The 23,115-nt window shown below is 65.8% G+C and carries 24 protein-coding genes; 13 read left to right on the top strand and 11 right to left on the bottom strand.

Annotated features, from left to right (window positions below):
* Positions 1-3: 3 nt before the first annotated feature.
* Complete coding sequence (locus ACFR9U_RS01680) at positions 4-885, bottom strand: PKD domain-containing protein (RefSeq protein WP_247377329.1); 882 nt, start codon at positions 883-885, stop codon at positions 4-6.
* A gap of 198 nt (positions 886-1,083) precedes the next feature.
* On the opposite strand from ACFR9U_RS01680, the gene ACFR9U_RS01675 reads away from it, so the two are divergent.
* The 3 genes from ACFR9U_RS01675 to ACFR9U_RS01665 all read left to right on the top strand — a co-directional run bounded on the left by ACFR9U_RS01675 (position 1,084) and on the right by ACFR9U_RS01665 (position 4,084).
* Positions 1,084-2,742 (top strand): CTP synthase, encoded by a 1,659-nt coding sequence (locus ACFR9U_RS01675; protein WP_247377331.1) that lies wholly within the window; start codon positions 1,084-1,086, stop codon positions 2,740-2,742.
* Positions 2,742-3,659 carry a glutamine-hydrolyzing GMP synthase gene (guaA, locus tag ACFR9U_RS01670; RefSeq protein WP_247377334.1) on the top strand — a complete coding sequence of 306 codons (918 nt, stop codon included), beginning with the start codon at positions 2,742-2,744 and terminating at the stop codon, positions 3,657-3,659. Before ACFR9U_RS01675 ends, guaA begins: the two co-directional genes overlap by 1 nt.
* 101 nt (positions 3,660-3,760) lie before the next feature.
* Entirely contained in the window at positions 3,761-4,084 is a 324-nt protein-coding gene (locus tag ACFR9U_RS01665; protein ID WP_247377335.1) for a DUF7126 family protein, read from the top strand.
* A 5-nt stretch (positions 4,085-4,089) separates the two neighbouring features.
* Here ACFR9U_RS01665 and ACFR9U_RS01660 read toward each other — a convergent pair whose 3' ends face one another.
* Positions 4,090-4,764, bottom strand: coding sequence for an MBL fold metallo-hydrolase (locus tag ACFR9U_RS01660; protein WP_247377337.1), 675 nt, complete (start codon positions 4,762-4,764; stop codon positions 4,090-4,092).
* A gap of 100 nt (positions 4,765-4,864) precedes the next feature.
* On the opposite strand from ACFR9U_RS01660, the gene ACFR9U_RS01655 reads away from it, so the two are divergent.
* From ACFR9U_RS01655 to ACFR9U_RS01645, 3 genes are all read left to right on the top strand, one after another.
* Positions 4,865-5,182 (top strand): cupin domain-containing protein, encoded by a 318-nt coding sequence (locus ACFR9U_RS01655; RefSeq protein WP_247377339.1) that lies wholly within the window; start codon positions 4,865-4,867, stop codon positions 5,180-5,182.
* Between the two features lie 392 nt (positions 5,183-5,574).
* Entirely contained in the window at positions 5,575-8,184 is a 2,610-nt protein-coding gene (locus tag ACFR9U_RS01650) for a PKD domain-containing protein (RefSeq protein WP_247377341.1), read from the top strand.
* A 163-nt stretch (positions 8,185-8,347) separates the two neighbouring features.
* Positions 8,348-9,484 (top strand): PKD domain-containing protein, encoded by a 1,137-nt coding sequence (locus ACFR9U_RS01645; RefSeq protein ID WP_247377343.1) that lies wholly within the window; start codon positions 8,348-8,350, stop codon positions 9,482-9,484.
* A 27-nt stretch (positions 9,485-9,511) separates the two neighbouring features.
* Here ACFR9U_RS01645 and ACFR9U_RS01640 read toward each other — a convergent pair whose 3' ends face one another.
* The gene (locus ACFR9U_RS01640; RefSeq protein WP_247377345.1) at positions 9,512-10,147 is read right to left on the bottom strand and encodes a MogA/MoaB family molybdenum cofactor biosynthesis protein; all 636 of its coding nucleotides are present in this window, start codon (positions 10,145-10,147) and stop codon (positions 9,512-9,514) included.
* A gap of 166 nt (positions 10,148-10,313) precedes the next feature.
* Here ACFR9U_RS01640 and ACFR9U_RS01635 point away from each other — a divergent pair, with 166 nt between their 5' ends.
* The 4 genes from ACFR9U_RS01635 to ACFR9U_RS01620 all read left to right on the top strand — a co-directional run bounded on the left by ACFR9U_RS01635 (position 10,314) and on the right by ACFR9U_RS01620 (position 15,039).
* Entirely contained in the window at positions 10,314-11,354 is a 1,041-nt protein-coding gene (locus tag ACFR9U_RS01635) for a zinc-binding dehydrogenase (protein WP_247377347.1), read from the top strand.
* Positions 11,355-11,359: 5 nt separating this feature from the next.
* On the top strand, positions 11,360-11,707 hold the full coding sequence (locus tag ACFR9U_RS01630) for a hypothetical protein (RefSeq protein WP_247377349.1): 348 nt from the start codon (positions 11,360-11,362) through the stop codon (positions 11,705-11,707).
* Positions 11,708-11,814: 107 nt separating this feature from the next.
* Positions 11,815-13,599 carry a histidine kinase N-terminal 7TM domain-containing protein gene (locus ACFR9U_RS01625; RefSeq protein WP_247377351.1) on the top strand — a complete coding sequence of 595 codons (1,785 nt, stop codon included), beginning with the start codon at positions 11,815-11,817 and terminating at the stop codon, positions 13,597-13,599.
* Positions 13,600-13,686: 87 nt separating this feature from the next.
* A complete protein-coding gene (locus ACFR9U_RS01620) occupies positions 13,687-15,039 on the top strand; it encodes an MmgE/PrpD family protein (RefSeq protein WP_247377354.1) in 1,353 nt (450 codons plus the stop codon).
* A gap of 155 nt (positions 15,040-15,194) precedes the next feature.
* On the opposite strand, the gene ACFR9U_RS01615 is transcribed toward ACFR9U_RS01620, so the two are convergent.
* Positions 15,195-15,452: a DUF5789 family protein gene (locus ACFR9U_RS01615; protein ID WP_247377356.1), complete on the bottom strand. Its 258-nt coding sequence runs from the start codon at positions 15,450-15,452 to the stop codon at positions 15,195-15,197.
* Positions 15,453-15,743: 291 nt separating this feature from the next.
* Positions 15,744-16,520 (bottom strand): methionyl-tRNA formyltransferase, encoded by a 777-nt coding sequence (locus ACFR9U_RS01610; protein ID WP_247377358.1) that lies wholly within the window; start codon positions 16,518-16,520, stop codon positions 15,744-15,746.
* 84 nt (positions 16,521-16,604) lie between these two features.
* On the opposite strand from ACFR9U_RS01610, the gene ACFR9U_RS01605 reads away from it, so the two are divergent.
* Positions 16,605-17,225, top strand: a complete 621-nt coding sequence (locus ACFR9U_RS01605) for a hypothetical protein (protein WP_247377360.1) — start codon at positions 16,605-16,607, stop codon at positions 17,223-17,225.
* Here ACFR9U_RS01605 and ACFR9U_RS01600 read toward each other — a convergent pair.
* From ACFR9U_RS01600 to ACFR9U_RS01585, 4 genes are all read right to left on the bottom strand, one after another.
* Positions 17,215-17,442, bottom strand: coding sequence for a hypothetical protein (locus ACFR9U_RS01600; RefSeq protein WP_247377362.1), 228 nt, complete (start codon positions 17,440-17,442; stop codon positions 17,215-17,217). The genes ACFR9U_RS01605 and ACFR9U_RS01600 overlap by 11 nt on opposite strands.
* Positions 17,443-17,528: 86 nt before the next feature.
* Positions 17,529-18,227 (bottom strand): SDR family NAD(P)-dependent oxidoreductase, encoded by a 699-nt coding sequence (locus ACFR9U_RS01595; RefSeq protein WP_247377364.1) that lies wholly within the window; start codon positions 18,225-18,227, stop codon positions 17,529-17,531.
* Between the two features lie 71 nt (positions 18,228-18,298).
* Positions 18,299-18,883: an isopentenyl-diphosphate Delta-isomerase gene (idi, locus tag ACFR9U_RS01590; protein WP_247377366.1), complete on the bottom strand. Its 585-nt coding sequence runs from the start codon at positions 18,881-18,883 to the stop codon at positions 18,299-18,301.
* Between the two features lie 67 nt (positions 18,884-18,950).
* Positions 18,951-19,919, bottom strand: a complete 969-nt coding sequence (locus ACFR9U_RS01585; protein WP_247377369.1) for a diacylglycerol/lipid kinase family protein — start codon at positions 19,917-19,919, stop codon at positions 18,951-18,953.
* A gap of 55 nt (positions 19,920-19,974) precedes the next feature.
* Between ACFR9U_RS01585 and ACFR9U_RS01580 the strand changes: the two genes are divergently transcribed.
* Positions 19,975-20,679, top strand: coding sequence for a PHP-associated domain-containing protein (locus ACFR9U_RS01580; protein WP_247377371.1), 705 nt, complete (start codon positions 19,975-19,977; stop codon positions 20,677-20,679).
* Positions 20,680-20,741: 62 nt separating this feature from the next.
* Here the strand turns inward: ACFR9U_RS01580 and ACFR9U_RS01575 are convergent, their stop codons facing one another.
* Complete coding sequence (locus ACFR9U_RS01575) at positions 20,742-21,155, bottom strand: Lrp/AsnC family transcriptional regulator (protein WP_247377373.1); 414 nt, start codon at positions 21,153-21,155, stop codon at positions 20,742-20,744.
* A gap of 102 nt (positions 21,156-21,257) precedes the next feature.
* Here ACFR9U_RS01575 and carA point away from each other — a divergent pair, with 102 nt between their 5' ends.
* Positions 21,258-22,301 (top strand): glutamine-hydrolyzing carbamoyl-phosphate synthase small subunit, encoded by a 1,044-nt coding sequence (carA, locus tag ACFR9U_RS01570; RefSeq protein ID WP_247377375.1) that lies wholly within the window; start codon positions 21,258-21,260, stop codon positions 22,299-22,301.
* Positions 22,302-22,304: 3 nt separating this feature from the next.
* Here carA and ACFR9U_RS01565 read toward each other — a convergent pair whose 3' ends face one another.
* Positions 22,305-23,063 carry an SDR family oxidoreductase gene (locus tag ACFR9U_RS01565; protein ID WP_247377377.1) on the bottom strand — a complete coding sequence of 253 codons (759 nt, stop codon included), beginning with the start codon at positions 23,061-23,063 and terminating at the stop codon, positions 22,305-22,307.
* Positions 23,064-23,115 lie beyond the last annotated feature (52 nt).

Raw genomic sequence — 23,115 nt, 5'->3', positions numbered from 1 at the left:
ATATCAAAAGAGGCTGATGCCTGTATTACTGTTGTCTCCACTATTGTATCCGCCGTTACTGTGGCCGCCATCAGTACCCGAATTATCTGATCCGTCATCGACATGAGAACCGAAACTATCGCCTGGGCCACCGGACGAGCAACATACCACTGTTCCCACGCTCTCGCCAGTGAATGGGCTCACGGCCGTGCTCGATCCCTCCGATTCTAAGTACGTTCCACCGTCCAAATTTGGTTGGTAATATCCCTGTGGCGCATTTCCGCCACCATTCCCACCACGACTCGCGGTCCGGGGATCAACTGTCATCGAGGCGTTCGCTTGCTGACCGGCCACGTCGACGACGATCGCGGTCACGTTGGTCTCTCCCTGCTCGCTAAACGAGAAGCCGTGATCGACGGTCTGTTGCTCGCCGCTGAGGCTCTGGTTGACGGCCGTACTCCCGTTTCGCTGCCACTCGATGCGGTCCAACGGCACGTTGCCGGCTGTGCTGTCCGCTGTATAGGTCGTGTTGGCGCCGACAATTGGGTTTTCAGGTCCAGATACGTCGACCGTCGGACCACGTCCCGGCTCGGCGGTGAGATGTAACGTGTCTGCGTGGGTGTGGCCCTCGTCGTCGGTGACCGTGACGGTCACGTTGTACTGGCCGATGCGGTACGGCCGGAACGAGGTCCGACCGCAGGAGCGGCACGCTGGCGTGACCGTCGAGCCGTTCGGCGTCTCGATCGTCCAGTTGTACGCGGCGATCGTCCCGTCGGGGTCGCGCGACCCGGTGGCGTCCAACTGCACCGTGGCACCCACCGGCGTCTGCTGGTCCAGCCCCGCGTCCGCGAGCGGCAACTCGCTGTCGACGTCCGCGGCAGATACCCCCGTAAGCGGTGCAACCAAGACTATAATCCCCACCAGAACCGATTTCATACCCGTGTGAACTGGTGTTCCCGCGGTTTCGTACTTAAACCTGGCTAGTTTGTTGGCGCGTTGTCAGAAACTCTCGTGCACTCGCGAACGGGGGTGAGGCGGCTGCCAGCGAGTGCCACGGGGGGACTGCTCCGAAATCGTTTTGACTGGCGCGCGCGCACCGTCGGTATGCCGACGGAACCAGAGCGGAACTACGACCCCTCGAAGGGCCGGAAGTTCATTTTTGTAACCGGCGGGGTCATGTCAGGGCTTGGGAAAGGCATCACAGCCGCGAGTACGGGACGGCTGCTGTCTAACGCCGGGTTCGACGTGACCGCCGTCAAGATCGATCCGTATCTCAACGTGGACGCAGGGACGATGAACCCCTACCAGCACGGGGAAGTCTACGTATTGAAAGACGGTGGCGAGGTCGATCTCGACCTGGGGAACTACGAGCGGTTCCTCGACATCGACATGACCTTCGACCACAACGTCACCACGGGGAAGGTCTACCAGCACGTCATCGAGAAAGAGCGTGCCGGTGACTACCTCGGGAAGACCGTCCAGATCATCCCGCACATCACCGACGACATCAAGCGCCGCATCCGAGAGGCGGCCGAGGGCCACGACGTCTGTATCGTCGAGGTCGGCGGCACCATCGGAGACATCGAGGGCATGCCGTTCCTCGAAGCGCTCCGGCAGTTCGCCCACGAACAGGACGAGGACGACATCCTCTTCACGCACGTCACGCTCGTCCCCTACTCGAAAAACGGCGAGCAGAAGACCAAACCGACCCAGCACTCCGTGAAGGAACTGCGCTCGATCGGGCTCCAACCGGACATCCTGGTCGGTCGGTGTGAAGACAAACTCCACCCCGACGTCAAGGAGAAGATCGCGCTGTTCTGCGACGTGCCGACGGACGCCGTCTTCTCGAACCCGGACGTCGACGACATCTACCACGTCCCGCTGATGGTCGAGGAGGAAGGCCTCGACGAGTACGTCATGGAACGGCTCGACCTGGCCGACGAAGCGCTCCCCGCGGACGAACGGGACAACCGCTGGCGCGAACTCGTGACCCGGGAGACGACGGGCGAGATCGACATCGCACTCGTCGGGAAGTACGGACTCGAAGACGCCTACATCTCGATCCACGAGTCGCTGAAACACGCCGGCCTGGAGGCCGGCGTGGACGTGAACCCGATCTGGGTTCACTCCGAGGAACTCGCCGACGGCTACGACGGCGAACTCGACGACGTCGACGGCGTCGTCGTCCCTGGCGGCTTCGGCTCCCGCGGCATCGAAGGAAAGATCGAAGCGGTCCGCTACGCGCGTGAAAACGACGTGCCGTACCTGGGCCTCTGTCTCGGCTTCCAGATGGCCGTCGTCGAGTTCGCCCGGAACGTCCTGGGACTCGAAGACGCACACTCCGCAGAGATCGAACCCGACACGTCCCATCCCATCATCGACCTGCTGCCAGAGCAGTACGACCTCGAAGACATGGGCGGCACGATGCGCCTCGGTGCCCACGAGACGGACATCGACGCCGGGACCGTCGCCCACGAGATCTACGGTGACACCTCCTGTACGGAGCGCCACCGCCACCGCTACGAGGTCAACCCCGAATACATCGACGACCTCGAAGAGGCAGGCTTAGTCTTCTCCGGTCACACCAATAACCGCATGGAAATTCTCGAACTCCCCGACCACCCGTACTTCCTGGGGACGCAGTTCCACCCAGAGTTCCGCTCGCGACCCGGCCGGGCATCACCGCCGTTCGTCGGTCTGCTGGAGGCGATTCTCGACGGTGACGAGGCGCGCGGTCGCACTGAAGAGGAGGTGGAGGCCTGATGGTCGACGTCGATTCCTTCATCGAAGAGAAGAAAGACGAAATCGCAGCGGCAGTCGGCGATGGACACGCTATCATCGCGCTGTCCGGGGGTGTCGACTCCTCGACGGCGGCCGCACTGGCGTACGAGTCGATCGGCGACCAACTCACGCCCGTCTACGTCGACACGGGACTGATGCGAAAGGGCGAGACCGACGAGATCCGCGAGACGTTCGACTACATGGACTCGCTGCGCATCGTCGAGGCTCAGGACCGGTTCCTCGACGCGCTCGAAGGCGAGACCGACCCCGAAGAGAAGCGGCACATCATCGGCGAGCAGTTCATCCGCGAGTTCGAGACGGTCGCCAAGGAGGTCGACGCGGACTACCTCGTCCAGGGGACCATCTATCCCGACCGCATCGAGAGCGAGGGGACCATCAAGTCCCACCACAACGTCGGCGGCCTGCCCGACGTCATCGACTTCGAGGGCATCGTCGAACCGATGCGAGACCTCTACAAGGACGAGGTCCGCGAGGTCGCACGCGAACTCGATCTGGAGGAGATCATCTCCGAGCGCATGCCGTTCCCCGGCCCCGGTCTCGCAGTCCGGATCATCGGCGAGGTCACCGAGGAGAAACTCGAGGTCGCGCGCGAGGCCAACCACGTCGTCGAGGAGGAACTCGAAGAGTACGAGCCGTGGCAGGCGCTCGCGGCAGTCATCGGGAAGGCCACGGGCGTCAAGGGCGACAACCGCGTCCACGGCTGGGTCGTCGCGGTTCGCTCGGTCGAATCCCGCGACGGCATGACCGCTCGCGCCCAGGAGATCGACTGGCAGACGCTCCAGCGCATCCAGTCGCGCATCACCGGCGAGAACGACAACGTCGCGCGCGTCCTCTACGACGTGACCCACAAGCCGCCGGCGACGATCGAGTACGAGTAAGCGCTCCGCCGTTTCTTTTCGTCGGCGCGGGTGGTTTTCGACGCGCCGAGGACGGCCCCGGACCGTGAGAGCCAAACCCCAGGGGCGTCAGGGAGTGATATATGAACGCAGTCATCGCCGGTCCCGACGAGCACGACCTGGGAGCGGCACTGGACGAAGCGGGTATCGACGTTACCCGAGCCGCGGGAACAGCGAACCGCCCCGCGCTCGAAGAGGCCGGAATCGTCGACGCGGAACTGCTCGTGCTCACCGACACGGGACTGGCGACGTCGATCCCCGTCGCCAAGGACTTAAACGACGACCTGCACGTCGTCGTCTACGCCACTGACTCGCTCCCGGAGTTCGCCAAGGGCCAGGCCGACATGCTCCTCGATCCCGAACTGTTCAGCGCCGACGCCGTCGCCGAGGAACTGGCTGCCGAGTGACCGTCTCAGAGCGCCTTCGCGAGCACGTCTAGTCGCTCGCTTCCCCCGTGTCGGAACGGGACGCCGTGTCCCATGCCAACGATCTCGACTCGCGGCATTTGACCGACGAGCTCGCGGATACTCTCCTCGACCTCGTCGGCGTCGTAACTCAGTAGCCACGGCGACGTCTGCAGCGCTCCGTTGGACTCGACGACGAGATCGCCCAGAAACGCCACCGAGAGGGCCTCGCTGACGTAGACGACGTGTCCCGGGGTGTGCCCGGGCGTGTGGTAGGCGGTGAACGAACCGATCTCGTCGCCGTCGGCGACTGTCTCGACGGGGAGTTCCGGGGCTTTGAGAACGGGGCCGAGCACGCGCTGGAGGAGTCCTTTGTGGTTGCGCAGTGGGGGCGTCCGCTCGCCAGTCACGAACGGCGCGTCACCCTGGCCGACGTAGACGGTCGCGTCCAGGCCGGGGAGACGGCCGAGAGCCCCGACGTGATCGAAGTCGTAGTGGGTGAGGAGGATTCGATCGAGGTCTTGCAGCGCGTAGCCGGCGTCCTCGATGCCGAGCATCAGAGTGCGCCCGTCCCAGGGATTGCCCGCGTCGACGAGGGTGAGCGTCCCGCCGTCGTCGACGAGATAGGCGTTCACCCCGCGCAGGTCGTACCACCAGACGTCGTCCCCGAGTGCAGAGACCATGTGGCCGCTCGGGACTGGAACCGCTAAAACCCACGTGTGGCGGCAGGTCGTCGCGACCGCCGCCCGAACCGATAAGGCCGAGTCGGCCGGACATGTGGGCATGACGCTCGATCGACTTCCCGACCTCGACCCCGCCGAGGGAGAGGTCATCGACGACGAACTGGCGGTGACCGACGACGTGCTGGTGAAGGTGTTCGCGCTCGGTCCCGGCGCCGAACTCGCGCCCCACGAACACGCCGACGCGACCAACGTGTTTCACGTCCTGGCTGGGACGGTCACAGTCGTCCGGGACGACGAGGAAGCGACGATTGCGGCGCCCGGCGTCGTTCTCAACGAACGCGGGGCGACCCACGGGGCGCGAAACGAGACCGACGAGGTCGCTGTGCTGACTGCGAGCCTCTGTCCGCTGCCGGGGTAAGTCGGCGGCTACTCCTCGAAATACCGCACCAACCACTCGTTTTGTTCCGGCGGGAGACGGAATCACACCGCTGACCCGCCGGTAAACACCGTTTTCTCAGCGTCGCGAGTTTCGCCCGCATAGCTGGCCACAAGCCTAATAACGGACGCATAATCGTTCCCGTAGTCGAGCCTTTCCGCAACCAATCGAACGCGACCCGCAGACTGTCTATAACAATGGGACAGAACGTGGACGCTCTGACCGAACTACATGACTGGATTACCTGCTCGTAATCCGATGGTCAGCGTGAGATCACATCGATGGCCCGAGGGGGTGGCCACGCCGGGACGGGTCCGCCCGTCTTCGGGTCGCGTGCGAGTGACTCAATCGACCGGGACTGGGGGCGAACTCGCATGAGCGGGACGCGCCACCGCGTCCGGAGTCTCGCACTGGTCGTGCTCGTGGTGGGGTCGCTCGTCGCCATGGCCGGCCCTGTCAGTGCGAGCTCGTCGGCCACTGCCCAGGCGACCGCGCTGCAGCACGACGGCAACGGGTCGCACGAAACGTTCGCCGTCAGGCAGGGTGACCAGTGTTACGAGGTCACGCCGCTCGGGGACGGGACCGAAACCGTGGATGACTATTTCAACTACCAGGGACGGGAAACTGATTACAGCTCGATCAACACCACTGCGGTACAGGAAAATCAGGAGAGTTCCCTCTTCATTTACCACGGCACGAACGATCGCTACAGTCTCGGTCTCGTTCACGACGAACACGGCGTGGCGCCGTACGGGAGCACGATCACCATGAACTTCTCCGGCCTGCCCAGCGGCGGGGACTGGGTGGTGCAGGACGACTACTACGGCGAGAACACCGACGACGACTGGAATACTGGCGGGACCACCGCGCACGTCGATTGGAAGTGGAAACGAGACCGAACCGATGGCGGCGCGTTCCGCGGGCTCACGACCACTGACGACCTGCAACTCACGATCGATCCCGAGTTCAACGAGGAGGCGAACCACTGGGGAGACTGGAATTGGTCCGGTGGTCAGAACAGAACCGAAGCCTGGCGGCTGTACACCGCCGACGGCGAGAACCGGACGTTGCAGATGGATCAGGACGTCACCATCACGCGCGGACCCTGTGGTGGGACCGCGCCGACCGCATCGCTCTCGGCGTCGCCATCGAACCCAGCAGTGAACGAATCGGTCAGCTTCGACGCGAGCGGAAGCAGCGACGACGCCAGCATCACCGAGTACGCCTGGGACTTCGACGGCGACGGCAGCACCGACCGGACGACTCAGGACTCGAACGTCGAGTACACCTACGGCGCGGCCGGCGAGTACACGGCGGAAGTGACGGTCACCGACGCCGACGGCAACACTGACACGGCGACCGCGTCCGTGTCCGTGACCGAGGACGTGAGTGAGCCGCCGTCGGCCTCGCTCACGGCGTCGCCGTCGAACGCGGCGCCCGGTCAATCGGTGTCCTTCAACGCGAGCGGCAGCCAGGACGACGAGGGCATCACCGAGTACGCCTGGGACTTCGACGACGACGGTACTATCGACGAAACCACACAGAGTTCGACCGTCACGCACGCCTACGAGACCGCGGGCGACTACACTGCGACCGTGACGGTCACCGACGCAGACGGACAGACCGCCACGGCGAGCGCAGCAGTGACCGTGACCAACGAATCGGACGAGAACGACCCGCCGACGGCCTCGCTCACGGCGTCGCCGTCGGACGCGGCGGTCAACGAGGCGGTCAGCTTCGACGCGGGCGGGAGCGAGGACGACAGCGGCATCGACACCTACGCGTGGGACTTCGACGGTGACGGCTACGTCGACGACAGGACGAACGATCCGACCGTCACGCACGCGTACGAAGCTGCCGGCGAGTACACGGCGGAAGTGACGGTCACCGACGCCGACGGACAGACCGACGCGGCGACTGCGACCGTGTCGGTGACAGGCGAATCGGACGGTGGCAACGGCTCGGACGGCGCTGACACGGAGCCGCCGACTGCGACCATCGTGGTGCCCGACCCAGTGGTCGTCGACGAGTCAATCACCGTTCGTGCGACGAACATCTCGGACGAAAGCGAGATCGAACACGTCTGCTGGTACGTCGACGGCGTGGAAGGCCCCGACGGCCGGTCGTTCGAAGAGACCTTCACGACCACCGGCACGCACAGCGTCACGTTGGACATCAGGGACAGCGCTGGCAACGCCAACGAACTGACAAAGACGTTCCAGGTCGTCGCGAAGGACGGCAACGACGGCGACGACGGCAACGACGGGAACGATGGCAACGATGGCGACGACGGCGACGACGGGAACGATGGCAACGACGGCGACGACGGCAACGACGGCTCTGACGATTCTGATGGGTCGGACGTCAATTACGGAGACTCGGACGGTGGGCCGATGGCCGGAATCACCCAGTCCTCGGTGAACTTCTACGAGGAGACGGAGACGCGCCCCACGCCGCTGCTCGTCCAGATGAACACGACCTCGGTGACGACGGGCGATCCCGTCTCGGCGACCGTCTGGCTCTCAGACACCGACGAGCTCCCCGACGGGTACAGCCTCAACCTGACTGTCGTCAGGACTGGCGAAGACGGTGTCAACGCGACTGTCGTCAACGAGACCGAGATTCCCGTCGCCAGCGGCCAGGGGTCGGTCACGTCGTCGGCACTGGTGTTCGAGGACCCCGGACAGTACCGTGCGCTCATCGGCAACCAGAGTAAATCGTTCGTCGTCCGCGACGACGAAGTCATCACGAGCCCCGATCCGGGCGAGGACTCGTCCGACAGCGACTCGGACGGACAGACGACGACCGCGCAGACGTCGCCGGAACCGACTCCCTCAGAGCCGGCCGACGACGACGGGGCGTCCGCGAACACGGCCACTGTCACTGAGGCGTCCACGACGAGTTCCGACGGGCCAGGATTCGGTGTTCTCGGTGGCCTGGTCGCGCTGGTGCTCTCCGTGGCGGCGCTGACCCGTCAGCGCTGAGGACTGCCCGCGACGCGTCTCTTTTTTCGATCGGCGACGCCGACTGGAAGCGGCTGCTTACCGCCAAAACGCTCGGATAACAATGACCCACTCCGTCGAACAGAGGGGTGAGTAGCATGCTGGGCACTCCGCACAGTGACACGCCCGTGGATGGTGTCGCGTGATGGGCCGCTTCGGCCTCGCGCTCGAACTCCGCACTCTCGCCCTGACGGCGGTGGTGGTTGCGGCAGTCACGACTGCCGGGGTCGTCCCTGTTCCCGTCAGGGGGATAGAGAGTTCGCCAACTCATGGTGACGTCGCATCACCGGCGGCCGACGGGATCTACGCGGTCTCACAGAACGGGACCTGTTACGAGGTGACGGCGCTGGGCGACGGGTCACAGACGGTCTCGCAGTTCTACGACTACAGCCCGAACTTCAGCTTCAGCTCTGCGGGGACGCGACGTATTCAGCAAAACCAGGAGAGCCGACTGTTCGTCTACGACGGTGCGAACGGCGACAGCCTGGTGATCCTCCACGACCAGTACGACGAATCCGGCGGCGGTGCCGTCTCGTTTACGATCACCGGGCTGCCCGCCGCTGGGACGTGGGCCGTCGAGGACGACCACTACACCGGCCGTGACGACAACTTCGCCCACCGTGGCTCGCGGAGCACGATCGACTGGGTCTGGCAGGACGAGCGGACCGACGGTGCAGCGTTCCGCGGACTCGGCGCCGCCGGGCAGTCGGGCATCACCATCAAGCCGTCGTTCAACGAGGAGGCCGCGCTGTGGGGAACGTGGCAGCCCAGGAGCGAGGGGGGACGGATCGACTCCTGGCAGCTGCTCTCGGGCGGTGGGTGGCCGGTCGCTACGCTCGCTCTGGACGAACCCGTCACGATTCGGCCCGGTGGCTGCGACCGGACGCCGCCGACGGCCTCCATCTCGACGAACCGCTCGACTATCGGCGTCTCCCAGCGAGTGACGCTGTCGGCGGCCAATGCCACTGACGACACTGGCGTCGTCTCGTACCAGTGGGACGTCGACGGCGACGGCGTCACCGAGCGCAACACGACGACGCCGACGATCACGACCACGTACGAGAGAGCCCGGACCTACACGCCGCGGGTGACCGTGACCGACGCTGCTGGCAACGCCGACTCGACCACGACGACTGTCACCGTGAACGAGGGCTCGTCACTCATGATACAACGGGCGGCTGCGGGCGGACTCCGGACGACGCTCACTCACGTCCCGGGGAGCGGGTGTGGGTTCAGCCACCAGCGCTCGCTCGGGGAGTGCGTCACTGGTGCTCCCGGCTGATGAGACAGCCCCCGGCAAGAGAGCCGCTCACTCGCGGGTCGCGAGGCCGACGAGGTGACCTGCTTCGGGGACGACGATCTTCTCGATGCCGAGTTTGGCGGCGTTCTCGCTCCCCGGGAGACAGAACACGGGGACGCCGTCGGCGATGCCGGCGGTCGCACGGGTGCAGATGGCTTTCGTGCCGACCGTCTCGTAGGAGAGCAGTCGCAACAGCTCGCCGAAGCCCGGGAGGCCCTTGTCGAACAGCGGCTCCGCGGCTTCGACGGTCACGTCGTCGGGGGTGACGCCGGTACCGCCGCTCGTGACGACGAGGTCGACGTCACTGCGGCCGACCAGCGCGTCCAGTGCGTTCTGGATGCCGTCGTAGTTGTCGCGAACGACGTCCCGTACCGCCACCTCGTGGCCTGCGTCCTCGATGGCTGCCTGGATCACGTCGCCTGCAGGGTCGTCGTCTCGCGTTCGCGTCGACGAGATCGTCACGATGCCGACGCCCAGGGTCTCCACGTCGTGTGCGTGATGCTCGTGGTCCGTGTGGTCGTGGCCGTGGTCGTGGCTGAGGTCGGTGGATTCGGGCGTCTCGTCGTCTGTTTGCTCCTCCGGTTCGTCCGCGCCGCCATCGTCGTCGTCGCTAAATCGGGTGTCGCGTGACTGGAAGTCGACCATGCGGTGACTTACGCTGCCGTGCTTGTAAACCGTCCCCCGGCGCGGGTCGCTCGAACTGCACTCCGTCCAGGCGTCCCCGTACGCGGCCTCCTATTTTCCGCCACGGCTGCGGACGCAACCCACGAGATTCGCCAGCGTTTTGCACGCGCGCGCGAACACCCCTGGTATGCAGGCAGTCCAATTCTCGGAACACGGCGACACCGACGTCTTAGAGTACGGCGAGTTCCCGGACCCAGATCCGGCCGAGGATGAGGTCCTCGTAGACGTGAAGGCGGCTGCGTTGAACCACCTCGACGTCTGGACTCGGCGCGGACTGCCTGGGATCAACCTGGAGATGCCACACATCCCGGGGAGTGACGCCGCCGGCGTCGTCACGGAAGTCGGCGACGAGGTCCAGCGGTTCGAACCGGGCGACCACGTGGCCGTCTCCGCCGGCGTCTCGTGTGGCCACTGCGAGTTCTGCCGCGACGGCGACCCGACGCTGTGTGTCAACTACCACATCCTCGGCGAGCACGTCCGTGGCGTCCACGCCGAACAGGCAGCCGTGCCCGCGGACAATCTCGTCCCCGTCCCCGATCACGTCGACTGGCAGGTCGCAGGCTCGTCGTCGCTGGTCTTCCAGACCGCCTGGCGGATGCTGATGACGCGAGCAGAGCTCCAGCCCGGCGAGACCGTGCTCGTGCTCGGTGCCAGCGGAGGCGTCGGCCACGCCGCACTCCAGATCGCGAAGTACGCCGGCGCCGAGGTGTACGCGACCGCCAGCAGCGAGGAGAAGCTCGACTACGCGCGCGAACTCGGTGCCGACGAGGTCATCAACTACGAGACGGACGACTTCGCCGACGAGGTCAGCGACATCACGGGCAAGCGCGGCGTCGACGTCGTCGTCGACCACGTCGGGGCCGCGACCTGGCAGCAGTCGCTGGCGAGCCTCGCGAAGGGCGGCCGCGTCGTCACCTGCGGCGCGACGACCGGCCCGAACCCCGAGACCGACATCAACCGCATCTTCTGGAACCAGCTCGACGTGCTCGGCTCGACGATGGGCACGCCCGGCGAGGTCGACGACGTGCTCGAACTCGTCTGGGAGGGCCACATGGAACCCCGCGTCCGCGACGTGCTGCCGATGAGCGAGATCGATCGCGCACACGAGATGCTCGAAAACCGCGAGGGCTTCGGCAAAGTTGTCGTCGTCCCCGACAGCGAACTCTGACGACCGTGACCGACGATACATACGTCCACGAACCGGGTGCCGGTCGGACGGCCGCCGACTCGTCCGACGCCGACAGCGACGACGATGGACCCGACCGACGCGACGAATACCCGCGGAACACCCCGGCGGAGACCGACGCGGAGTTCGACTGGCGCGGCTGGCTGCTCGTCGGAGCCGTCGTGCTGGCGTTCCTCGTCGTTCCCGGGATGCTGTACGTGCTCCCCACGGTCCAGGAGGCCGTCGCCAGCCTCGGCCTCGGCCTGCAACACACGTATCTCGTCTTGCCACTGGTCCCCGCGTTCCTGCTCGGAACCATCGCAGTCTGGTCCGCCGTGCGTTCTCGCGCTCGATAACTGCTGGCCTGACTGCTGGACACGTTCGGGCTTTCCGTTCTCAGGCTCGGGATTCCGGCCCGAATCCTTATTCGTGACAGCTCGTTATGGTTTACTACGGACAGTAGATGGCCCTCCAGTACACCCCGTACACGGCGCCGGTGTTTCTCTCCGCAGTCGTGGGTCTCGGGGTCGCGCTGTTCGCCTTCTTCCACCGTGACCGGACCGGTGCGCGTCCGCTGGCGCTGTTCATGATCAGCGCGAGCGTCTGGTCGTTCGCCGAGGGCATGAACCTCGCTCACGCCGATCTGGCGGGGATGGTGTTCTGGACGAAGATGGAGCTCGCGATCTCCGGGCTCGTTCCGCTTTCCTTTCTGTTGCTGGTGCTCGAATACACCGGCAACGAGGAGTGGTTGCGGTCGTGGTCGCTCGGCGCGTTGCTCGTCGAGCCGGCGATGAACGCGGCCGCCGTCTGGCTCGTTCCCGACCTCGTCCGAAGAGGACTCGGCGTGACGACGATCAACGGGTTCCGGGTAATCACCGAGACCTTCGGGCCCGCGTACTACGTCCACATCATTTACTCCTACGTGACGATACTCGTCGCCGGTGCGCTCCTGTTGCGCGTCATTCTCCTCGCCGAAGGGCTGTACCGAGCACAGGCGACGGCGCTGCTCGTCGCTGGCTCCGTCCCCGTGCTCGGGAACGTCCTCTACACGTTCGGTCTGTTCCCCGCCGGGCTCGATCCGACGAACGTCGGCTTCCTGCTCACTGGGTTCCTCATCGCGGCGACGATCCTCCGGCGACAGTTACTGGAGATCGTCCCCGTCGCACGCGACGTGGCCCGCGACGAGATTCTGGAGAACATGGACGACCGGGTCATCGTCACGGACGAGAACGATCGGATCGCCGATCTGAACCCGGCGGCCGCGGAGCTACTCGACCGTCCGGAAGACGAGGCGATCGGCCAGCCGATCGACGACGTGCTGCCGGCGGTCGCGACACTGCTCGACTCGGCGACGGAAGGGCGAACGCAGACGGAACTGTCCCTCGAAAGCGGTGACGGCGTCCGGTACTACGACGTGCGCGTCTCCCCGCTCAACCGAGCGCGAGGGATGGTTGCCGGGCGACTGGTGAGCCTCCGGGACGTTACGGAGCAACGGCAACAACGCCAGCGACTGGACGTTCTCAACCGACTACTCAGACACAACCTCCGCAACGAGATGAACGTCATCGCCGGCAACGCCGAACTCCTCGAGCACGAACTCACCGACAGCGACCTCCTCGAGCGGATCGACCAGATCGAATCGACTGCCACCCAGATCACGGCGCGAAGCGACAAGGTCGGCCAGGCCGCGCGGCTGCTCGACGACCCCGAACGGGTGGAACTGAATCTCGAAGCGACGGTCGTCGAGCAGGTCGAACAGATCCGCGAGACGTACCCCCAGGCCAGCGTCACGGTCGACGTCCCGTCGGACCTCGACGTCAGCGTTGGCCTGGCCGTCGCGGTGGCGATCCACGAACTCCTGGTCAACGCCATCGAACACAACGACGGCCAGCCGGTCGTCTCCGTCGTCGGCTACCCGGGCGATCAGTTCGCCGTCCTCGAGATCAGCGACGACGGTCCCGGCATCGAAGACCACGAGCTGGAAGTGCTTACGGAGGGCAAAGAGACGGCGCTTCGACACGGGAGCGGCGTCGGCCTCTGGGTCGTCAACTGGGTCGCCGAACAGTTCGGCGGCCGTCTGGCCTTCGAGAACGACGACGACGGCACTACCGTCAGGTTGCAACTCCCGCGCGTCTCCGACGACGCCGGGTCCGGGCCGTCGGACGCGGCCGATGCGTCCGAGTCAGCAACGGTCGACGGAATCGTGAACTCGCAATCGGCGACGCCCGATCACCGGCCGACCGACTGAAAACCCCGCGAACCCGGCGCTGCACGCCGAGTACCGGCTGACCAACCTGCAAGGAGCCTTTTGGGACGCTTCGTAGTATGGGGGTGCATGACAACGACGGCAGAACTGGCCGATTTCGTGGCGTCGGTCACGTACGACGACTTCAGCGACGAGGCAGTGACCGAACTGGAGAAACGCGTCCTCGATTCGGTCGGGATCGCCATCGGGGCGCTCGGTGCGGACCCGGTCGACGTCGTCGCCGAGACGGTGCTCGACCTCGACGAAGACGGGCCGTGTCGGCTCTGGGGTCGAAGCGGAACTGCCTCACCGCCGCAGGCAGCCATGCACAACACGGCGCTCACCCGCTATCTCGATTACATGGACTCGTTTCTCGCGCCCGGGGAGACGCCACACCCCAGCGACAACGTCGCCAGCGTCGTCGCCTGTGGCGAGGTCGTCGACGCCTCGGGCCAGGACCTTCTGGAGGGGATCGGCGTGGCCTACGAGGTCCAGGGCGAACTCGCCTGGAACGCCCCCGTCCGTGACAGAGGGTTCGACCACGTCACCCACACCGTCGTCTCGGCCGCCTGTGGCGCGGGGAAGGTGCTCGGCCTCGACCGCGACCAACTCCGCAACGCCATCGGGATCGCCGGCACGGCCCACAACGCGCTCCGGGTCACCAGGACCGGCGGTATCAACGAGTGGAAAGGAATCGCCAGCGCCAACGCCGCCCGCAACGCCGTCTACGCCTGTCTGCTCGCCCGCAACGGCATGGAGGGGCCGACCAACCTCTTCGAGGGCCAGAAAGGCTGGAAACAGGTCGTCGCCGGCGACTTCGAGGTGAACCTCGATCCCGGCTGTGGCCACGTGTTCGACACCATGACCAAGCGGTACGTCGCCGAGACGTACGCCCAATCTGCCGTCGAAGGCATCATCGAGATCGCCGTGGAGACCGACCTCGACCCCGACGACGTCGAGGCGATCCACCTCGAAACCTTCCACGGCGCGAAACTCATCATCGGCGGCGGCGAGGGAAGCCGCTACGAGGTCGAGACCAAAGCCCAGGCGGACCACTCGCTGCCCTACATGCTCGCAGCCGCGCTCGTCGACCGCGAGATGACCAGCAGGCAGTACGACCGCGACCGCATCCAGCGAGCGGACGTCCAGCGCCTCCTCCGAGTCGTCGACGTCGAGGAAAACGGGGAACTCACCGAGCGGTTCGAGAACGGCGAGATGCCGGCCGTCCTCCAGGTCGTCCTCGACGACGGGACGACCGTCGAGATCGAGAAGGACGCCTTCCAGGGCCATCCGACCCAGCCGATGGACTGGGGACAGATCGAGACGAAATACGAACGGCTGGCTGCCACGCGGTACAACGACGAGCGCGTTCAGGACGTCGAAGACGTCGTCGAGCGGCTCCACGACCACGACGTCGGTGACCTGGTGTCGCTGCTGGACTGAGTCACTCGCTGCGGGTCGCGCGTCCGCGGTCGCGATCCACCTGACTCGGCTTGACTGCGTAGGTCCCCGTGCCGTCACGCGCCTCGACGAGGGCCCGATCGCCCCCGACGGCTTTCACAGATTGTACAGTGCCAGGCGCTCTCGTGGGGCATCGGCTATCCTTCGCCCTCGGACTGGTAGGGTTCGCCCACGGCGCGTCGAGGCAGCAGGTTCCGAACCTCCGTCTCCAGTTCTTCGGCGGTCTCGAAGGCGTCGGCGTTCGAGTCCGCGATGACCGCGCCGAGGTTCTTGGTCCCGTCGGCCAACTGGAGCGTCACGTCGTCGACCGCCTCGCTCGCGGTCTCACAGTCGAGCGGGTAGTGGAGCTCGGCCACCAGGCTACGCAGCTCGTTGAGTTTGGTAGTGCGTCCCATGGCGTGAGTACGTCGGCATCGCTCTTGACCCCTCGATTCTCGGGACCAAACCACGCTGTCTGGAGACCGACTGGTACGTAGACGCGAGACGATCCGTCAAGTCACCACGACGCCTGACGGCTGGCAGTCGTCTTGTAGCCCGTTACCCGCGTTCAGTTCCCAGTTCATCCCGACGTGTGTTGCTGTGGAATCGAACGCTACGTGAGCGAGCGCCGAACTGGAGTGTATGCGGTCGGGTCTCTGCGGCAAACAGACCAGTTGGGGGCAGCGTACGTCCAACTCGGTCGGGGATTAGAGGAACTCGTTGCCGCGGTCGCGGAACTCGCGGCGCTCCGCCGGTCCGGGCAGACCGTGGTAGTCGGCGGCCCTCGTCTCGTTCGGCGTCTCCGGGGGCAAGTCGGGATATCGGTCGAGCAGGTCGACGGCGAGGGTCGCTCCGGCCGAGGCGAGTTTCCGGTAGATGGAGTCGACGGTGTCCGTCGGCTCGATCGGAACGGGTCGCCGCGTGAGGATCGGCCCCGCGTCGAACTGTTCGGTCATCCGGTGGGCCGTCACTCCGGTCTGGTCGTCGCCGTAGTACAGCGGCCAGAACGCCGTCGCCCGGCCGCGATAGGCGGGGAGTAGCGACCCGTGCAGGTTGACCGCGTCGGTCGCACAGTCGAGCAGTTCCGCCGACAGGCGCTGCCCGGCGACGATCGAGAGCAACAGATCGGGGTCCAGCCTCGCCACCCGCTCGACGAACTCCGGGTCGGTCACGTCGGACGCGCGCTCGAACGGAACGTCGTACCGCCGCGCCACTGCCTCGACCGAGTGGGGCCGACCCGCCAGCTGCCAGCCCAGTCGCCCGGGGAGTGCGTCCAACAGCGTCCCACGGAGGTAACGCATGGCCAGCCGCGTGCCTGCGCGGAATCCGTACATTCCGAGTTGGTCGCGAAGCTGCTCGGTGGTGGGTGTATCGAACGGCGCAACGACCACTTCCTCGATGACATCGGCGTGGCTCGCGAGGATGGGTCTCAGATACCGCGGGAGATACAGTGGTTCCTCGCTCGTGAACAGAACGGCCCGCACGACCGCTGGTGTGGAATCGACCGATATATGCTTTCTGTACGTGTCAACACAAGACCTATTCCGGCTACCGTTCGATGCCGTGTCATGTCCAGACGAAAACGAGACGTGAAACGGCGCGGCTATCGTGCCGTCGGACGCGAGACGGTCCGCACGGTCGCCACGCTCGTGGTCGGTTCGGTCGTCATCGCCGTCTTCTCGATCTGGCACCGACTCCTGGGTGTCCTGCGGTCGTCTCCCGGACCAGGCTCCCAGCAGCGCGACGGGAGTCAAGGCCCCGAACTCGTCGAGTACGAACTCGGCTGGTACCGCTATCTGAAAGCCTTCGACGCCCATCACGGACCTACCGGGAGCCCGGACCGAGACCCCGCGTCTGGGTCGTTCCTGCGCGGCCTGCGGACCTGGCTCGCGACCCGTTGCCTTCGAGGGTACACGCTCGGTGACGAGGTGTACGTGTGTCCGAACGCGCCGCGAGTCCTCCGCGTCCACCAGGCTGGCCACGCGCCCTCGTTCGGGAGCGAGTTCCCGACGCTCGTCCGGTCCAGACGCGACAGCGGAGGCCTCGACGACGCGCCGCTCTCGACGCTCGACGTGATGCTGCCGGGCGATTTCCCCCACACGCTGTTGCGGCTGCGAGACACGCGGGGATTGACGGACACCTACGAGGAGTGGCTCGACACCGGTCGCATCGAACGCGTCAATCGGTAGTCTCCTCGTCGGGTCCGAATTCGAGCACGACAGTGAGAACGCCCGCTATGAGGCCCGTCGTCGCGACTCCGGCGGCGATCGCTCCCGGGGTGACTGCTCCACCGGCCATCGCGACGGCGACGAATCCGACCATCCCGACGCCGGGCGGGATCGACAGCACGGCGAGCCAGACGAGTGCTTCCCGTCGGCTGGTGCCCCGTCCCCGACCCTCACTCATTGCTCGGCAAGTCTTGACCGACCGGTATAGTGCTGTGGGTGGTTCCCCCGAAAAACCGATTTGCGGACGGACGATCGGAGCCACAGTTACCAGTCGATGACCTGCTGGTCGCGCCAGAACTCACCGCTCGGGCTCTGTGGCTTGAACCGCGCGAGCCAGACCGGCGTTTCCGCGCCTTCTTCGGGACTCCGTTCGGCGTATGGGCCGCCCATGTCGGTGCGGGTCCAGCCGGGACAGACCGCGTTGGCGATGAGTCCCTGATCGCGGTACTCGCCGTCGAGATACACGGTCAGCCCGTTGAGGCCGGTCTTGGAGACGCGGTAGGCTGCCATGCCGCGCCCCATCTCGCCGGTCAGCGACGCCAACCCCGAGGAGACGTTGACGACGCGGCTCCCGTCGCGCAGGAGCAACAGCGGCAGTGCGTACTTGGTGAGGAGGACGGGACCGCGCAGATTCGTCGAGAACGTCCGGTCGATGACGCCGGTGGGCATCTCCTCCAGGGCGACGCGGGTGTCCATGACGCCGGCGTTGTTGACGAGGATGTCGAGTCGCCCTTTCTCGTCGTCGATGACGTTGATCGCCTCGACGACGTCGTCCTCGGACGTGACGTCGAGTTCGAGCGGCCGCTGGTCGTCACAGGAGAGCTCATCGGTGTCTTCGGCACCAGCGTACACGGTCGCGCCCAGTCCGGAGAGCTTCGCGGCGATGGCCTCCCCGATTCCGCGGGACGCTCCCGTGACCAGCGCGACCTGGCCGCCGAGCGACTCGTACGTCTCGACGTCCATGTGGAAATTCCCTGCGTCAGGGGGCAAAAACCCGACCCGCCAGTTACCAGGGATGAAAATCAGGCTCGGTGTCAGTCCTGGAAGTCGCGCCGCATCGCGATCTCGAACCAGGGACACAGGCGCAGTTGCCGATACCAGCGCGGGTGTTCGTGCAGGCGCTCGTAGGGGACCCACATGACGCCGGCGACCTCTTCGGGATCGGGATCGAGCGTCGTGTCGACCAGCGTCGCCTTCAGCACCGCACAGACCTCGTGTTCGACGCCCTCGTTCTGGTAGTACCGTTTGTACTCGAAGCGGTCGGTCACCCGGAGATTGTCGTACTGGTCGGGCGTGACCCCGAGTTCCTCTTCGAGTCGCTGTCGGGTGGCATCTTCCTGGCTCTGGCCCTCGACGGGGTGGGAGGCGACGGTGCCGTCCCAGTGGGTGTCCCAGAGGCGCTTGTCGGGGCTGCGCTGGGCCAGCAGGATGTTGTCGTCCTGGTCGAACAGCAGGCTCGTGAAGGCGCGGTGTCGGATGCCGTCACCGGTGTGTGCGTCCAGTCGGTTGACGGTCCCCAGTGCGTTGTCGTCGGCGTCGACCTTGATGACGTCCTGCCCAGCGTTCTCGTGCTGGAGGTCGTCACCGAGACCGTCCCCGGACGTGTCGTCGGAACTCATGCCTGTTTCATTGACGACGGGGTTCAAACACCCTTCGCTTCATGCCGTCGGACACGTGGTGACTCGGTCACCCCTCCGGATGTGGCTCGTATCCCTCGCCCACCCGGAGTCGAAGCGAGGCCGGGCTGACCTCGATGGCCAGTTCCCGTGCGGTCACCTCCTCGCCGTCGAGACTGAACGTCGTCGGATCGTCGTCCAGGACGCGCACGGTCAGCCCAGCCGTTTTCACCCGAGTGACGTGGTCGGCGTCAGCGCCGAGGAGCCGTTCGCGCGCCGTCGATCTGGCGAGTCCCGCGAGGTTCGACCCCGGTTTCTTCTCGATGATGGCCACGTCGAGCAGGCCGTCTTCCACGTCGGCCTGCGTCTGTCCCCGCGACGGAAACCGACGGCCGTTCCCGACGAGCAACAGGACGGCCGTCCCCTGCCAGGCCCGCTCGGCAGTCTCGTCCGTCTCGATGCGCAGTCTCGTCCCCTCGAAGTCCACGGCCGTTCGGAACATCGTGAGGACGTAGGCGACGACGCCGAGGTCCGCTTTGAGTTCCGACGTCGTCTCGCTGCTCGCCTGGGCGGTCAGGCCACCGATGCAGGAGTTCAAGAACGGACGATCACCGGCGAACCCGAGATCGATGTCCCGTTCGGTTCCATCCTCGATGACGTCGAACCCGTGTTCGACGCTTTCGATGCCGACGTTTCCGGCGAAGTTGTTGCCTGTTCCCGCGGGGATGACCCCGAACACGACGTCGCCGAGGGCGTCGGCCGCGACGAGACCCCGAACCACTTCGTTCAGCGTGCCGTCGCCACCGGCCGCAGCGACGACTGACGCGCCGTCGCTGGCCGCAGCGGCCGCTAACTCGATCGCCTGGCCTTCGCGCTCGGTCTCCTGCACTGTGAATCCGTGCTGGGCTGCGAGCGTTCGGATGCGCTCGACGTGGGCGCTGGTTCCGCTCGTGGGATTGAGAACGAGTACACGCGTCTCGTCCGGTGCGGTACCGCCGTCCGGACGTCCGTCGCACAGGTCACTCCGCCCGTCGGTCACTACCCGCTAGAGAAGTGGACAGAACCCAAAAGGACTCTTACCGCTTCCTTCCGGTGTGTTCGCCGTTGACCTTCACACGCATACCCGCTTTTTCCACGGGTTTCCCTCGCGACCGACGCCGTTCGATCCCGTCGGCGCGCGGCTGGTGACAGCCGTCGCCCGCGCTCGCGGTCTCGACGGCGTCGCGTTCACGAACCACGACTACTACGAGCCGGTGTCGCCCGTCGACGGCGTCACGACGATCCCCGGCATCGAGGTGTCGAGTACCCGCGGGCACGTCCTCGTCGTCGGCCCGGACCCGCCCACCGTCACGCGCGTCGACGCGCTCGACCCGCTGGCGGTCGTCGAACTCGCTCACGAGCGCGACTGTGCCGCCATCATCGCTCACCCCTACCGGAACAGCAGCGTGCGGGAGGTCGACGCGCCGTTCGACGCTATCGAGATCAACGGCAAGCACCCGCGGACCAGCGAGTGGGTGGAGATCCTGGCCGACGAGCACGACCTGCCGACCGTCGGCGGCAGCGACGCCCACTATCCGTTCGAGGTGGGTCGCGCCTACACTGCCGTGGACGCCGATCGGCTCACGCCCGAAAGCGTCGTCGCCGCCATCCGCGACGGCCGGGTCGAACCGCGCGTCACCGACTGGCTGCCACACCGACTCCTGCGACGAGTCTACCGCTCCGTCCACACCGAGAAAGGCGACCTCGACCGCCCCGACTGGCTCACGCCGGGCGTCGGCCCACCGCCGGGAGAACAGTAACTCTCCAGCGTCGTCCAAAGAGAAACTCCGAGAACCCCTGTGAAAAGATCGCTTCGCGTTACTCAGCCGAGCCGCTCGTCCAAAATGAGACGAGTCTTCGTATTCACGACCTCGTCCAACTCTCGGGCTCTGGTGATGAGTTGGTTGACGCGCTCCGTGTCGGCGGCGTCGACGACGAGCACGATGTCCTGGTCGCCCGACACCTGCCAGACCGAGTCGACTTCTTCCCACTCGATGATGCGGTCCGACACCGCGGACGTGTCGACGTTGACGTCGACGCTGAGTTCGATCATCGACTTGACGTTCCCCGTCGACGTCGCGACGGTAAAGCGCTCGATGATCCCGTCCTCGACCAGTCGCTCGACCCGATTGCGGACCGTTCCCTCGGACGTTCCCACCCGGTCGGCGATCTCCGTGTACGGCGTTCTGGCATCCCGCCGGAGGATGCTCAGAATCTGACGGTCCAGATCGTCCATTGAGATGCGAGAGTTGTCTGTGACTGTACTTGAGGATTGCGAAATTCGTAACTCAGCTTCGAAAGCAACACTTATGAACGGGTGGCGGATACGTATCTCGTAATGTCGGACGCCTATGTGGCCATCGAGGGCGGGCGCGTCATCGAAGCACGCGCTCGCGCTCCGGGCACGACTCGCGGGGAACTGGTGTTTACGACCGCCTACACTGGGTACGAGGAGAGCCTCACTGATCCCTCCTACGAAGAACAGATCCTCACCTTCTCGTATCCGCTGATCGGAAACTACGGCGTCCGAGAGGAGCGATTCGAGTCCGACCGCGTCCACCCGCGCGGCGTCGTCGCTCGCGAACTCACCGACGACGTCGCCGAGTGGCTCGAATCCGAGGACGTACCTGCCGTCGACCACCTCGACACGCGCGAACTCGTCACGGGCATTCGCGACGAGGGAGCCATGAAGTGCGGAATCGCCGCCGGCCCGGACGTCACCGAACAGGACGCGCTCGACCAGCTCGACCAGTGCAAGCACATGTCCGATCACACGGACATCGGTTCGCAGGTCAGCGTCGGTGAGACGACCGTCTACAACGAAGACGGCGACGGTGCGGACGTCGCGCTGGTGGACTGCGGTGCCAAGGGATCGATCGTCGACTCGCTCGTCGAGCGCGACGCGACGGTCCACGTCCTGCCCTACAACGCGACGGCCGACGACGTCGCCGCCGTCGACCCGGACCTCCTCTTCATCTCGAACGGCCCCGGCGACCCGCAGAACTTCGAGCAGGCCGCCGAGGTCGTCGACGAGTACGCCGGTGAGACGCCGCTGGCAGGCATCTGCCTGGGCCAGCAGGTCATCGCCAACGCGCTCGGCGGTTCCACCGAGAAGATGGAGTTCGGCCACCGCGGCGTCAACCAGCCAGTCCGTGACCTCCGCACCGACCAGGTCGTCATGACCACCCAGAACCACGGCTACACCGTCGCCGAACCCGGTGATCTGGAAGTCACGCAGATCAACGTCAACGACGACACGCCCGAGGGCCTGGAGAACGACGACCTCGACATCATCACCCGCCAGTACCACCCCGAGGCCCATCCCGGTCCCCACGACTCGCTGGGCTTTTTCGACGACGTGCTGGCGATGACTGAAAACTGAGGACTACCTGCCGTTCTCTCTCGTTTTCCTGTGACTCCCGTCGGGAGCGACGGCCCTCGCCCCGTCGACCGGCGGCGCCCAGTCGACGTCGACCAGTCCCGTCGCCTCGCCCCGCAGTCCCTTCCGTGTAACCACCTCGAAGGTTCGGTTCTCGGCTTCTGGCGTCCAGAGCGCACTGACCATCAGACGTGCCACGTCGGCGCGGGGAATCATGCCAGTGATCGTGTCGCCGCCCTCGGCCACGAGCACGTCGTTCCTCGGTGGCCCGTCAGTGAGCCCGCCGGGGCGGATGATCGTGTGTGGCGGCCCTGTGATCGCGAGGTACTGCTCGGCACGCCCCTTCGCTTTCAGGACGCGATAGAGCAGCAGCCGGAACGGGAGCGGGACCTCGGACTTTGAGTTGCCGACGCCGATGGAGCTCTCCATGACGAACCGCTCGACGCCCTCCCTGGCGGCGGCCTCGGCCAGATTGATGATGCCCTGCCCGTCGACCAGCGCGGGGCCGAACATCGATCGAAGCGACGACCCCACGGCACAGAGCACGCCGTCACACCCCTGGACGGCGTCCTCGGCGTCGGCAGGGTCGAGCAAATCACCGACGACGACCTCGTCGACGCCGCGCTCGAGGAGTTCGCTGCGGTTCTCGGCTGAGCGCGTGATCGCCTGGACCGTCAGGTCACGGCCGGCCAGCACGTCGAGAACCTCCCGGCCCGTCCGGCCGCTGGCCCCGGCCACGAGGACGCGGTCGTAGTCACTGGGCACGGTTCGTTCTCCACAGCCACGGCGAAGTAACTTGTTGCGCTCGAACTGACTG

The organism is Halorientalis brevis, from assembly GCF_042678165.1.
Taxonomy (GTDB): domain Archaea; phylum Halobacteriota; class Halobacteria; order Halobacteriales; family Haloarculaceae; genus Halorientalis; species Halorientalis brevis.
Note: the sequence above shows the minus strand (reverse complement) of the source record. Positions and strands in the feature narration are given on the sequence as shown.

What these genes read in the sequence shown, in the direction of transcription:
- ACFR9U_RS01675 (WP_247377331.1), top strand. Translation starts at nt 1,084, where the DNA reads ATGCCGACGGAACCAGAGCGGAACTACGACCCCTCGAAGGGCCGGAAG.
- guaA (WP_247377334.1), top strand. Translation starts at nt 2,742, where the DNA reads ATGGTCGACGTCGATTCCTTCATCGAAGAGAAGAAAGACGAAATCGCA.
- ACFR9U_RS01665 (WP_247377335.1), top strand. Translation starts at nt 3,761, where the DNA reads ATGAACGCAGTCATCGCCGGTCCCGACGAGCACGACCTGGGAGCGGCA.
- ACFR9U_RS01660 (WP_247377337.1), bottom strand. Translation starts at nt 4,764, where the DNA reads ATGGTCTCTGCACTCGGGGACGACGTCTGGTGGTACGACCTGCGCGGG.
- ACFR9U_RS01655 (WP_247377339.1), top strand. Translation starts at nt 4,865, where the DNA reads ATGACGCTCGATCGACTTCCCGACCTCGACCCCGCCGAGGGAGAGGTC.
- ACFR9U_RS01650 (WP_247377341.1), top strand. Translation starts at nt 5,575, where the DNA reads ATGAGCGGGACGCGCCACCGCGTCCGGAGTCTCGCACTGGTCGTGCTC.
- ACFR9U_RS01645 (WP_247377343.1), top strand. Translation starts at nt 8,348, where the DNA reads ATGGGCCGCTTCGGCCTCGCGCTCGAACTCCGCACTCTCGCCCTGACG.
- ACFR9U_RS01640 (WP_247377345.1), bottom strand. Translation starts at nt 10,147, where the DNA reads ATGGTCGACTTCCAGTCACGCGACACCCGATTTAGCGACGACGACGAT.
- ACFR9U_RS01635 (WP_247377347.1), top strand. Translation starts at nt 10,314, where the DNA reads ATGCAGGCAGTCCAATTCTCGGAACACGGCGACACCGACGTCTTAGAG.
- ACFR9U_RS01625 (WP_247377351.1), top strand. Translation starts at nt 11,815, where the DNA reads ATGGCCCTCCAGTACACCCCGTACACGGCGCCGGTGTTTCTCTCCGCA.
- ACFR9U_RS01620 (WP_247377354.1), top strand. Translation starts at nt 13,687, where the DNA reads ATGACAACGACGGCAGAACTGGCCGATTTCGTGGCGTCGGTCACGTAC.
- ACFR9U_RS01615 (WP_247377356.1), bottom strand. Translation starts at nt 15,452, where the DNA reads ATGGGACGCACTACCAAACTCAACGAGCTGCGTAGCCTGGTGGCCGAG.
- ACFR9U_RS01605 (WP_247377360.1), top strand. Translation starts at nt 16,605, where the DNA reads ATGTCCAGACGAAAACGAGACGTGAAACGGCGCGGCTATCGTGCCGTC.
- ACFR9U_RS01600 (WP_247377362.1), bottom strand. Translation starts at nt 17,442, where the DNA reads ATGAGTGAGGGTCGGGGACGGGGCACCAGCCGACGGGAAGCACTCGTC.
- ACFR9U_RS01595 (WP_247377364.1), bottom strand. Translation starts at nt 18,227, where the DNA reads ATGGACGTCGAGACGTACGAGTCGCTCGGCGGCCAGGTCGCGCTGGTC.
- idi (WP_247377366.1), bottom strand. Translation starts at nt 18,883, where the DNA reads ATGAGTTCCGACGACACGTCCGGGGACGGTCTCGGTGACGACCTCCAG.
- ACFR9U_RS01575 (WP_247377373.1), bottom strand. Translation starts at nt 21,155, where the DNA reads ATGGACGATCTGGACCGTCAGATTCTGAGCATCCTCCGGCGGGATGCC.
- carA (WP_247377375.1), top strand. Translation starts at nt 21,258, where the DNA reads ATGTCGGACGCCTATGTGGCCATCGAGGGCGGGCGCGTCATCGAAGCA.